A 12127-nucleotide genomic window follows, 5' to 3' on the forward strand; every position below is an offset into this window, starting at 1 on the left:
GAGGAGAGGACGGTTGACATGAACTTCAAAGAAGCACTGCAAACGAACATGCTCGTCGGCGATGGCGCGATGGGGACGTATTTATATGAAGCAGGTTATACAGGTTCCTTTGAAGCATTAAATCTCACGGAGCCAGCTGTTATCAAAAAAGTACATCGAGAATATGTGGAAAGCGGAGCGGATGTCATTCAAACGAATACATATCGTGCCAATAGAGTCATGCTTCAAAAATATGAAATAGAAGAGAAAGTAGAGGCCATCAATCAGGCGGCCGTGCGCATTGCGAAAGAAGCCGTTGGAAGGGACGCTTACGTTGTTGGAACAATCGGTGGGATAAAAGGGGTACAACCGATCGATGTAAGCGATACGGAAATCGAAAAAGCGTTAGTAGAGCAAGCAAAGGCATTATTAAGTGAACATCCGGATGGATTGTTATTTGAAACCTTTTACGATATCGAAGAATTAACGGCAGCGATAAGAAACGTGCGTCAATTTTCCGACACTGTCATCATCGCGCAAGTCGCTTTAGAAGAAGTAGGAGTGATGAAAGGAGGGCTTACCGTTCAAGACGTGTTTGAACAGTTGAAAGAAGCAGGAGCGGATGTCGTTGGTCTTAATTGCGGAATGGGGCCTTACCATATTCATCGTTCATTTGAATCGGTGCCACTGATGGAAGAGGTATATTTTTCCGCTTATCCAAATGCTAGTCTTCCTGAGCTGGAAGAAGGTCGTTTCGTGTATCAGTCAAATCCGGACTACTTCTATGAAAAAGCAGGAGATTTAAAAAAACAAGGAGTACGATTGATCGGCGGGTGTTGCGGAACAACGCCGGCTCACATTCGTGAAATTGCCCGTGCATTGAAAGGGACGACTCCGATAAAAGAGAAAACTTTTGTCGTCTCTATGGAAGAACCGATGGAATGGAAAGAAAAAGAACCGGCCCTTCCTTTGAACGATACATCGCCAAAAACAAAAATTATCGTTGAATTAGACCCTCCGAAAAAGCTTGATGTGACGAGATTTATGAAAGGTGTCACAGCGTTGAAAGAAGCAGGTGCAGATGCGGTGACAATGGCAGACAATTCCCTTGCTTCCCCGCGAATTGATAACTTAGCCATGGGAGCACTGGTGAAACAACAGACAAATGCGAGACCACTTCTTCACGTCACTTGTCGTGATCGAAATCTTATCGGGTTGCAATCTCATTTGTTAGGGATTCACGCCCTTGGAATTCACGATGTCCTTGCCGTGACGGGAGACCCTACCAAGGTAGGGGACTTTCCAGGCGCTGCTTCCGTGTATGATTTAAATTCATTCCGTCTTATTTCTTTATTAAAAGAAATGAATGAAGGCAGATCTTATACTGGTAAATCGTTAGGAGAAAAAACATCCTTCACTGTGGCGGCGGCTTTTAACCCGAACGTTCGAAATTTAAACCTGGCAGTAAAACGAATGGAGAAAAAGATTGATGCCGGCGCCGATTATTTTATGAGTCAACCGGTGTATGATCTCAATCATTTTCAAGTCGTGTATGAGGCGACAAAACATTTGAAAACACCGATTTATATTGGAATTATGCCTCTTGTGAGCAGTCGTAATGCGGAGTTTTTGCATAATGAAGTGCCAGGCATTACATTGACGGATGAAGTGAGAAAGCGAATGGCAATGGCAGGTGAAGATCGTCAATTAGCAGAAAAAGAAGGTCTGGAAATTGCCAAATCGTTAATCGATGAAGCGTTAAAATATTTTCACGGCATTTATCTCATCACTCCATTTTTGCGCTATGAAATGACTGCTACGTTAACGAAATATATTCGCCAGACTGTTCAATCGAAACAACGATAGAGAAAACAAGGAGTGGTACGATGAAACCAACAATTCCTTTTACAGAAAGATTAAAAGAAGCAATTTTATTTTTAGATGGCGCAATGGGGACGATGTTACAAAATGCTGATTTAACCCCGGAAGACTTCGGTGGGGAACAATATGACGGTTGTAATGAATATTTAAATGTCACCGCTCCTCATGTGGTCGATAAAATCCATCGGGATTATTTAGAAGCAGGAGCGGACATTATTGAAACCAATACGTTTGGCGCAACAAGTATTGTACTAAAAGATTATGATTTGGAAGACCGAGCGGAAGAATTAAACATAGCGGCAGCGCAACTTGCTAGAAAGGCAGCGGATGATTATTCTACCGAAACGCATCCTCGTTACGTTGCTGGCGCCATGGGCCCGACGACAAAAGCACTTTCTGTCACAGGCGGAACAACTTTTGAAGAACTTGTCGATGCTTATGAAGAACAAGCCATTGGTCTTATAAAAGGTGGCGTTGATATTTTATTATTAGAGACGAGTCAAGATATGAGAAACGTGAAAGCCGCTTATATCGGGATGGAACGGGCAGAAGAAAAGTTAGGCAAAAAACTACCCCTCATCGTTTCAGGTACGATTGAGCCGATGGGAACCACTTTGGCAGGACAGACAATTGAATCGTTTTACATTTCCTTAGAACATATGAACCCGACGGTCGTTGGTTTAAACTGTGCAACTGGTCCCGAATTTATGAGAGACCATCTCCGGTCGTTATCGGAACTGGCGGAAACGTACGTCCACTGTTATCCGAATGCTGGACTTCCAGATGAAGAAGGCCACTATCATGAGTCACCGGAATCTTTAACAAAGAAGTTACAAACATTTGCCGAAAACGGATGGTTAAATATTGTAGGTGGATGTTGCGGAACGACACCGGAGCATATCCGTGTCATGCGAGAAACGTTAAAAGATTATTCACCACGCGTTCCAAAACCGTCGACGGCCCACCGTGTTTCCGGAATTGATCCGCTTATTTATGATGAAACGATGCGCCCGCTTTTCGTAGGAGAAAGAACGAATGTGATCGGTTCCCGGAAATTTAAACGGCTCATCGAAGAAGAAAAATACGAAGAAGCGTCAGAAATTGCAAGGGCACAAGTGAAAAAAGGAGCCCACGTCATTGACGTCTGCCTTGCTAACCCGGACCGAAACGAACTGGAAGATATGGAAAAGTTTTTAGCAGAAGTGATTAATAAAGTGAAAGTTCCACTGATGATTGACTCTACCGATAAAGATGTCATTGAAAAAGCGTTGACATACACGCAAGGGAAGTCCATCATCAATTCCATTAACTTAGAAGACGGGGAAGAACGTTTTGAACAAATCGTTCCGATTATCAAAAAATTTGGCGCCGCCGTCGTTGTCGGAACAATTGATGAAAAGGGAATGGGAGTGACGGTGGAACGGAAGTTAGAAATCGCAAGGCGCTCTTATGATTTACTCGTCAATAAATACGGATTAAAGCCACAAGATATTATTTTTGACCCTCTTGTCTTTCCCGTAGGAACCGGCGACGAACAATATATTGGAAGCGCGGAAGCAACCGTGGAAGCGATCCGGCAAATCAAAAAAGAAATGCCAGAATGTTTAACGATTCTCGGTGTAAGTAACGTCTCTTTCGGATTGCCTCCGGTAGGAAGAGAAGTATTAAACGCAGTATTCACCTATTATTGTACGAATGCAGGACTAGACTATGCCATTGTGAACACAGAAAAGCTCGAGCGGTTTGCAAGTATCCCAGAAGAAGAAAAAGATCTCGCCCGAAAGCTTTTATTTGAAACGTCCGATGAAACTCTCGCAGCTTTCACCGCCCATTATCGCGGAAAGAAAGTGGAAAAGAAACAAGTAAAACAAACATTATCTTTGGAGGAACGGCTATCCCAATATGTCGTGGAAGGTTCCAAAGACGGGCTTGTGAAAGATTTGGATGAAGCATTAGCAAAATATGACGATCCTCTTGATATTATTAACGGTCCATTAATGAATGGAATGGATACGGTAGGAAAATTATTTAATGATAATGAACTTATTGTGGCGGAAGTGCTTCAAAGTGCGGAAGTGATGAAAGCAGCAGTGGCCCACTTAGAACCCCACATGGAAAAGAAAGAAGATGACAGCGGAAAAGGAAAAATTATTTTAGCTACCGTAAAAGGGGACGTCCACGATATCGGAAAGAACTTGGTCGATATCATTTTATCGAACAACGGGTTTAAAATTGTCAATTTAGGAATTAAAGTGACATCGAATGAATTGATTGAGGCAGTGGAAAAAGAAAAACCGGATGCAATAGGGCTCAGTGGACTGCTTGTGAAGTCGGCTCAACAAATGGTACTAACTGCGCAAGATTTAAAAAACAAGAAAATTTCCATTCCTATTCTCGTTGGTGGTGCGGCGCTTACAAGAAAGTTTACCGATGAAAAAATTAGCACAGAATATGACGGCATGGTTCTCTATGCTAAAGATGCGATGAATGGCTTGGAAATTGCGAATAGACTAGCTAATCCCGCTGAAAAAGAAAAATTAGAGCAGGAATTAAAAGAAAAACAACAGCTTGCTGAAAAGAGAGACGAAACAACAAGTCGTGGACCGGAAGAAATCGAAGTACCAGCTCGATCGAATGTGTCAACAACTGTACCGGTTCATACGCCACCGGATTTTAACACGCACATTTTAAGAAATTACAGTATTAAACATTTAGAACCGTATGTGAATATGCAAATGCTCATGGGACGACATTTAGGACTAAAAGGAAAAGTGAGCCGTTTACTGGAGGAAAAAGATGAAAAAGCATTAGCGCTCAAAGAAAAAATTGATGAAGTGTTTCGACGTGCAAAAGAAGAAGCACTGCTGAAAGCACACGGGATGTATAAATTTTTTCCAGCGCAATCAGAAGGGAATGACGTGATTATTTATGATGCACCGGATGGAAAGAAAGAACTTACTCGCTTTACGTTCCCACGTCAAAGTCGTCCGCCTTTCTTATGTCTTGCCGATTATTTGCGACCGGTAGAAAGTGGCGAAATGGATTATGTCGGTTTTCTCGCCGTTACCGCCGGAGAAGGGGTTAGAGAGATTGCGGAGGAAGCAAAAGAAAAGGGAGACTATTTATTTAGTCATTTAATCCAGGCAACGGCACTAGAACTTGCGGAAGGATTTGCAGAACGAGTGCATCAAATGATGAGAGATTCATGGGGATTCCCCGATTCCCCGGACTTTACGATGCAAGAGCGCTTTTCAGCAAAATATCAAGGTGTTCGGGTATCATTTGGTTATCCGGCATGTCCGAACTTAAATGATCAAGAAAAGCTATTTCGTTTATTACAACCAGAAAAAATTGGTATCCAGCTAACGGATGAGTACATGATGGAGCCTGAGGCGTCTGTCACCGCCATGGTATTTGCTCATCCGGAAGGAAGATACTTTAGCGTACTATAATAAATGTTGACAGGAAGAACATTTTGCTTATTTAAACCTCCTTTTTTGCTTGTGATCAAAACAAGTAAGAAGGAGGTTTTTTGTTTAGGAAAATGTATAAATTCATTGAACGAGAAGAAAATAAACGTACATATTCCCAAATAAAGTGTTTGGAAATAAGGAGGGACAAGGGGATGAACGGTCTTTCGTTCTTTCGTTATAAACTGATTGTCGGGTGTATGTGTGTGTTAGTTTTCGGTCTATGTTTACCGGCTCATACAACCGAAGCTTTTTCAGATCAAGTGATTCAAAAAGGAGCAACAGGAGATGATGTGGTAGAGTTGCAAGCACGGCTTCAATATAACGGTTTTTATAATGGAACTATAGACGGCGTCTTTGGATGGGAGACGTTTTGGTCTGTAAAAAACTTTCAAGAACAATTTGGATTAGAACCGGATGGACTTGTCGGTGCAGAAATGAAAGAAATGCTTGAAAAATCTACGGAATATGATGAGCAATTTGTAAAAGATGCTCTTGAGAATGCAAAAGAATTTACTCATTATGGCGGTACCCCGAAAGATATTCAAAAAGGTCCGAAAGGGAGTGCTGATAAGCAAAAAACGACCGATAGAAAGAGACAACCATCCCAAAGAGGAACGAACCAAGAAGGTGGAACCCCTAAACAAAAACGTGCTCCAGACCAAGGGGGAGGAAAGAATCAAACAGAACCGTCTCGTCCACAAGAAAAAGAAGCAAGTCCGGATGAAACACAATCAAATCAAGCAAACATTCAAAAGGCGATGAATGTGCCCGCCGGCTTTTCCGAAAATGACATTCAAATTATGGCGAATGCCGTATACGGCGAAGCAAGGGGAGAACCGTATATTGGACAAGTAGCAGTAGCTGCGGTCATTATTAATCGCATGAATAGCCCGATTTTCCCAAATACCGTGAGTGGTGTTGTTTTTGAGCCACGCGCATTTACAGCGGTGGCGGATGGACAAATTTATTTGCCACCGAACGAGCAAGCGAGAAAAGCTGTGCTAGATGCAATCAATGGTCAAGATCCTACGGGAGGAGCACTTTATTATTATAATCCAGCGACAGCAACGTCGGGATGGGTTTTTAACCGTCCAACCATTAAACGAATTGGTAAACATATCTTTGCGAAATAGATGGAGGTGATGTGATGATACGCACAATATTTATCGGTATCCTCGCTGCAGCATTGATTGGCACCGGTTGGTGGGGAATGAATGAAAAGCGGGAAAAAGAAGCGTTATTAGTTGCCCATGAAAATGATTTTCAACGAGCGTTTCATGATCTAACGTATCATCTTGACCAATTAGAAGATGAAATTGGGACAACACTTGCGATGAACTCCCGTGAGCAATTATCCAGTGGTCTTGCGAATGTTTGGCGCTTAACTTCGATGGCACAAAATGAATTGGGGCAACTCCCGCTTGGATTAATGGCTTTGAATGAGACAGAACAATTTTTACATCATATCGGTAATTTCAGTTACAAACATTCTATTCGTGGAGAAAATAAACATCCACTAACGAATGAAGAATATGAACAACTACGTAAGTTTTACAAAGAGTCAGGGGATGTTAAACAAGAGCTGAGAAAGTTACAAGCAAACGCGCTAAAAAATCAACTGAAATGGACGGATGCGGAAGCTGCAATGCTTTCCGGAGAGGAACCGATGGACAATTCGATTGTAAATGGTTTTTCCATCATGAATGATAAAGTAAAAGGTTATACAGAAACGGACTTTACTGTAGATGATACTTTTTCGTTGGATGTAGATGAAAAAATTGCAAAACAAGTTAAAGGAAAACCTGTGTCGAAAGAAGAAGCTGCAAAAATAGCGAAGAAATTTCTCGATTTACCGGACTCGATGAAAGTGCAAGTAGAGGAATTGGATAAAGGAGTGAGTTATGACGGATATTCATTAGCAATTGAAGAACCGGAAGGCGAAGCAAACATTTATATGGATATGACAAAAAATGGTGGACATCCGCTATGGCTGCTGCAATCTCGTCCTATTGAAAACGTGGAAATTAGTTTAAATGAAGCAAGTTATATTGCGAAAAGATTTTTAGAGAAAAATCAGTTCGAACATATGGAATTAATCGATGCCAAACAGTATGATACCGTAGGAGCTTTTCATTTTGTCCCGGTGGAAAATGATGTCCGTATATACCCAGATGCCGTCTATGTTCATGTGGCGTTAGATGATGGCGAAATCATTGGATATAAAGGAGCCGATTATATCGTTCATCATAAAAAGAGAGAAGATTTAAAACCTGAAATAACATTGGAAGAAGCAAAAGAAAAAGTAAATCCTCATGTCGAAATCCGAGAAGAACATCTTGCGCTCATTTTAAATGAAGATGAAAAAGAAGTGCTTTGTTATGAATTTCTCGGAACGATTGAGAATGATACGTTCCAAATTTTCATCAATGCAACGAATGGGGATGAAGAAATGGTAAAGAAAATGGAATCAGCAGAGCCAGTTTATGATACAATGTAAAGATATTTTATAAGAAGAAGCATTTTTGCTTCTTCTTTTTGTATATATGTGACAAAATATACATAAAGAGAATGTCAGGAAGGAAGATGCACCATGATAAAAATAGGCAATACGGTCTATATTGAAGTTTCGAATGATCCTTCTATCAATGAAAAAACGACGTACCGCTCTAAATTAATTGATTCCATCGACGGGTATTTTGTCGTGGATACCCCGGTTCATAAAGAAACGGGAAAAAGTGGGATATTTATGTTAGGAACAGAAGTGGACGTTTGGTTTGTCGGAGCAGATGACGCTGTCTATTCTTTCTCCTCTGAAATCACGCATAGACAAAGAGGAAAAATCAATCGCTTCTACTTAAAAAATCCGGGAAAAGACCATTACACACGAATTCAGCGACGTAATTATTTGCGGATCGATGCTGCAGTAGATGTGGCGGTGCATTCCAAGACCGAATCTTTTGATCCATTTGTCACAACGACCATTGATATTGGCGGAGGGGGGATTTACATTGTTTTACCTGAACAGATTGAGTTAAAAAAAGAAGAGATGGTCGATGTATGGCTTGTGTTGCATCTTCAAGACGGAGTAATTCATTATGTAAAAACTCGTTCAAAAGTAGTAAGAGTTGAAAATAAAGAAAAAGGATTTCCTAATCGTTGTTCCATGCAATTTATACATATTGATGAAAATGACCGACAGAAAATTATTTCTTATTGTTTTCAACAACAAATTCTTCGTCGCTAGCTTTGAATAATAAGCATGGAGATTGTTTTTACTCATCAAATGAAAAGGACGACATTGCCAAAAATCGGATGTGATGCTTGCTAAATTGTGTGCTTTCAAGGTATGATAAACTGTGTATAACAATCAGGAATGAACAAAACGAAACAAGCTACATATTCACGATGAGGTGCACTATGAAAAAAATTAACATAGCAATTGACGGCCCTGCAGGAGCGGGAAAAAGCACTGTTGCAAGACTTCTAGCTTCCCGGTTAGGGTATGTCTATATCGATACAGGAGCGATGTACCGTGCGCTCGCGTGGAAGGCGTTACAACGGAAAGTGGATCCGAAAAATGGTCCCGCTCTCCTTTCATTGCTAAAAGAAATAGAGATACGATTGTTGCCGACAGAAAGAGGAAATCAAGTATTTGTAAACGATACAGACGTCACGACAGACATTCGGAGCAATGAGGTAACGGCGATTGTCTCCAAGATTTCCCAACATCAAGAAGTGCGCACTTCGATGGTGGAAAGACAACAACAATTAGCAAGGCATAAAGGTACCGTCTTAGATGGCCGGGATATCGGTACTGCCGTTTTACCCGAAGCAGAATTGAAAATTTTTTTATTGGCAACAGTGGAAGAGAGAGCGAAGAGACGGCACGAAGAAAACTGTCAAAAAGGAATCCCCTCCGATTATGCCTCTATACTAGAAGATATTAAACAAAGAGACGAGTTAGATACAACAAGAACCTTTTCTCCGCTTGTGAAAGCAAAGGATGCCATTGAAATGGATACGACGAATATGTCCATTGCAGAAGTCGTGGAACGGATGTATGAATTGGCGATGGAAAGGATCCGTTCATGATGATTTACACAATTGGACAATGGGTATGTCAATTGTTTTTTACAATGTTTATTCGGGTCGAAGTGAAGGGAAAAGAGAATATACCGGAGGAAGGCCCTGTACTTCTTTGTTCAAACCACATTAGTAATTTTGACCCTCCGCTCATTGGTACGTTTCTGAAACGAAAGATTCGTTTCATGGCCAAAGAGGAGCTATTCCATAACAAATTGCTAGGCTTTTTGCTATCCTCTTTAGGTGCTTTTCCGGTGAAACGTGGAGCGGGAGATCGTCAAGCTATACGAAAAGGGTTAGACGTCTTAAAAAAAGGCGAAATGTTATGTTTGTTTCCGGAAGGGACAAGAAGTAAGACAGGGAAATTAGGCAAACCACTTTCCGGTTCTGGATTTTTTGCCCTTCGCTCCGAAGCAGTCATTGTTCCGGTGGTGATCATTGGACCATATAAGCTGTTTAGAAAAGTGACGATCATTTATGGGAAACCGATTCATTTTGAAAAATACCGAAAAGAGCGAGTGAGTACAAAAGAAGCAACGGACATCATTATGACAAATATTCAATCTTTATTAGAGCGACATCAAGAAGAAAAAGACGAACTGATATAAATCCATCAATCACTGAGTAATAAATTCTTTTGATAAAGAATTTATCATATTATTATTTTATTTAGGCTTTGTTCCTAGAGGAAAGTGAAGGAGGCATTTGTCAATGGTGGATGAAATGAATCATGCAGAGATGAAGGAATTTCATGTAGGTGACGTCGTTACAGCGACGGTCACTGAAGTGAAGGAGAAAGAAGCGTTTGCAAACGCGGGATATAAAGTAGATGCTGTCATCCCGATTAGTGAATTGTCAAGTCTTCATGTTGAAAAAGTAAGTGATGTATTAACGGAAGGAGAAGAAAGAGAATTCAAAGTTATCAAAGTTGGCGATGACGAACTCGTTCTCTCCTTACGTGCCGCCATTGCTGATAAAGCATGGGAAGAATTAAAACAGAAATATGAGAACGATGAGATCATAGAAGCGGAAGTGAAAGAAGTAGTCAAAGGTGGACTTGTCGTGGACGTCGGTGTCCGGGGTTTCATACCAGCTTCCCTTGTCGAGCGCCATTACGTAGAAGATTTTAGTGATTATAAAGGTCGCACGCTCCGGATGAAAATCATTGAAATGGATCCGGAAGAAAACAAATTAATTCTTTCTCAACGGGCTGTATTGGATGAAGAAGTAGAAGCGAAAAAGAAAGAATTACTGGAAAGTTTACAAGTGGGTGAAATCGTCACTGGAACGGTGCAACGACTCACTGACTTTGGGGCGTTTGTGGATATTGGTGGGGTAGACGGATTGGTGCATATCTCCCAAATGGCCCATCACCGGGTTGAAACGCCTGCGGATGTAGTGAAGGAAGGCGACGAAATCGAAGTAAAAATTTTAGCTGTGGATCAAGAAAGTGAAAGAGTTTCCCTTTCCATTAAAGAAACACTCCCGGATCCTTGGACAACCATTGAAGGAAAAATTAAGCCAGGGGACGTAATTGAAGGAGAAGTAAAACGACTCGTTTCTTTTGGTGCCTTCGTGGAAGTAGCCCCGGGGGTGGAAGGACTCGTTCATATTTCTCAAATTGCCAACCGTCATATCGGTACGCCAAATGAAGTGCTTGAAGAAGGTCAAACTGTCCAAGCGAAAGTACTCGACATACATCCATCTCAAGAACGTATTTCACTCAGCATACGTGCCCTTGAAGAAACGAAAACAACCGATGAAAAAGTGGAGAAAGAATCGCAACCTGAAGAAGATCATTCCGGTTTTTCATTAGGAGATATGATAGGAGACCAGCTGAAAAAATATAAAAAATAAACAGGGAAACTGGTTTATCTGCCGTCGATAAACCAGTTTTTTTCGATGGGAATAATTAGCGAGAAAAGTGGCAACTCTGGATAACAAAAAGGAAAAAAATGGACAGTACATTCTTTTTAATCATTTGCTGGTATTTGTGGTGTATCCAAACATTTTTTGCAAAGAAAAATACATTTCGAACAACCTCGGTGATGATGATTTTAACGTTCATTATTTTGTATCCATTTCAGTGGTCGTTTTCTTTTGGGGACGTACGTCCGGCTTTCCTTTTTCTATTTTTTATTGGTTGTTATTATCTTACTTCCATGCCTTTTTCCACGCGTTGGAAAATAGTGGTCATCACGATTGGAATGGCGTTTTTGTACGCTTCTTTTCGCATGGCACTTTGGTATGAGCCGGTTGTTTTCTTATTTGGAAAAGTGGAGACATTGCTTGCTTGTTTTTACTTGCTTTTTTTAATGATTATGCGTCCAATCATCAATCGAACCGTATGCGCATTGTTATCTTTTTGTCTTGGTGAAATGATGTATCATTACCATTTGTACCCATGGACGGAAGGGGTCATCATTGGAGAAACTTTTTTCTTTCACTTTTTCATTTTATTTTTCTTCATGATATATATTGAGTTCATTTTGTCTCACAAATGGTTTAAAATGATGAAACGCGCTTGATTCACATATTATTCGTTTGCTAGACTATAAAAGCTACAATCATGGTAGAAGTTAGTTAGAAAGCATTCCTGTAATGAAGAAATTTGAGGTTTAACAAAAAAGAGCCTCCTTGGTATAGTACAGGATGTCGATGCATCGACTCCGAAATTAGAAAACCAAGGAGGACTCAAAATGAATTATACG

9 protein-coding genes are annotated in these 12127 nt (G+C 40.8%); all 9 read left to right on the forward strand.

The window, feature by feature from the left end; translation table 11 throughout:
* The first annotated feature begins 18 nt into the window (after positions 1-18).
* Positions 19-1845, forward strand: coding sequence for a bifunctional homocysteine S-methyltransferase/methylenetetrahydrofolate reductase (locus tag GJS40_RS05420; protein WP_270896748.1), 1827 nt, complete (start codon positions 19-21; stop codon positions 1843-1845).
* 20 nt (positions 1846-1865) lie between these two features.
* Positions 1866-5312: a methionine synthase gene (gene metH / locus GJS40_RS05425; protein WP_270896749.1), complete on the forward strand. Its 3447-nt coding sequence runs from the start codon at positions 1866-1868 to the stop codon at positions 5310-5312.
* Positions 5313-5530: 218 nt separating this feature from the next.
* The gene (gene sleB / locus GJS40_RS05430; RefSeq protein WP_270896762.1) at positions 5531-6466 is read left to right on the forward strand and encodes a spore cortex-lytic enzyme; all 936 of its coding nucleotides are present in this window, start codon (positions 5531-5533) and stop codon (positions 6464-6466) included.
* A 14-nt stretch (positions 6467-6480) separates the two neighbouring features.
* Positions 6481-7830, forward strand: a complete 1350-nt coding sequence (ypeB, locus tag GJS40_RS05435) for a germination protein YpeB (protein ID WP_270896751.1) — start codon at positions 6481-6483, stop codon at positions 7828-7830.
* A gap of 93 nt (positions 7831-7923) precedes the next feature.
* Positions 7924-8577 (forward strand): flagellar brake protein, encoded by a 654-nt coding sequence (locus GJS40_RS05440; RefSeq protein ID WP_270896753.1) that lies wholly within the window; start codon positions 7924-7926, stop codon positions 8575-8577.
* Between the two features lie 173 nt (positions 8578-8750).
* The gene (gene cmk, locus GJS40_RS05445) at positions 8751-9425 is read left to right on the forward strand and encodes a (d)CMP kinase (RefSeq protein WP_270896755.1); all 675 of its coding nucleotides are present in this window, start codon (positions 8751-8753) and stop codon (positions 9423-9425) included.
* Complete coding sequence (locus tag GJS40_RS05450; protein WP_333723877.1) at positions 9425-10024, forward strand: lysophospholipid acyltransferase family protein; 600 nt, start codon at positions 9425-9427, stop codon at positions 10022-10024. Before cmk ends, GJS40_RS05450 begins: the two co-directional genes overlap by 1 nt.
* A 103-nt stretch (positions 10025-10127) precedes the next feature.
* A complete protein-coding gene (gene rpsA / locus GJS40_RS05455; protein WP_270896758.1) occupies positions 10128-11273 on the forward strand; it encodes a 30S ribosomal protein S1 in 1146 nt (381 codons plus the stop codon).
* 98 nt (positions 11274-11371) lie between these two features.
* Positions 11372-11944 carry a YphA family membrane protein gene (locus GJS40_RS05460; RefSeq protein WP_270896760.1) on the forward strand — a complete coding sequence of 191 codons (573 nt, stop codon included), beginning with the start codon at positions 11372-11374 and terminating at the stop codon, positions 11942-11944.
* The last annotated feature ends 183 nt before the right edge of the window (positions 11945-12127 follow it).

Source organism: Aliibacillus thermotolerans (assembly GCF_027853235.1).
GTDB classification, from domain to species: domain Bacteria; phylum Bacillota; class Bacilli; order Bacillales; family Marinococcaceae; genus Aliibacillus; species Aliibacillus thermotolerans.

Bases quoted from the DNA above. Each gene is read 5' to 3' on its own strand.
- GJS40_RS05420 (WP_270896748.1), top strand. From the start codon at position 19: ATGAACTTCAAAGAAGCACTGCAAACGAACATGCTCGTCGGCGATGGC.
- metH (WP_270896749.1), top strand. From the start codon at position 1,866: ATGAAACCAACAATTCCTTTTACAGAAAGATTAAAAGAAGCAATTTTA.
- sleB (WP_270896762.1), top strand. From the start codon at position 5,531: ATGTGTGTGTTAGTTTTCGGTCTATGTTTACCGGCTCATACAACCGAA.
- ypeB (WP_270896751.1), top strand. From the start codon at position 6,481: ATGATACGCACAATATTTATCGGTATCCTCGCTGCAGCATTGATTGGC.
- GJS40_RS05440 (WP_270896753.1), top strand. From the start codon at position 7,924: ATGATAAAAATAGGCAATACGGTCTATATTGAAGTTTCGAATGATCCT.
- cmk (WP_270896755.1), top strand. From the start codon at position 8,751: ATGAAAAAAATTAACATAGCAATTGACGGCCCTGCAGGAGCGGGAAAA.
- GJS40_RS05450 (WP_333723877.1), top strand. From the start codon at position 9,425: ATGATTTACACAATTGGACAATGGGTATGTCAATTGTTTTTTACAATG.
- rpsA (WP_270896758.1), top strand. From the start codon at position 10,128: ATGGTGGATGAAATGAATCATGCAGAGATGAAGGAATTTCATGTAGGT.
- GJS40_RS05460 (WP_270896760.1), top strand. From the start codon at position 11,372: ATGGACAGTACATTCTTTTTAATCATTTGCTGGTATTTGTGGTGTATC.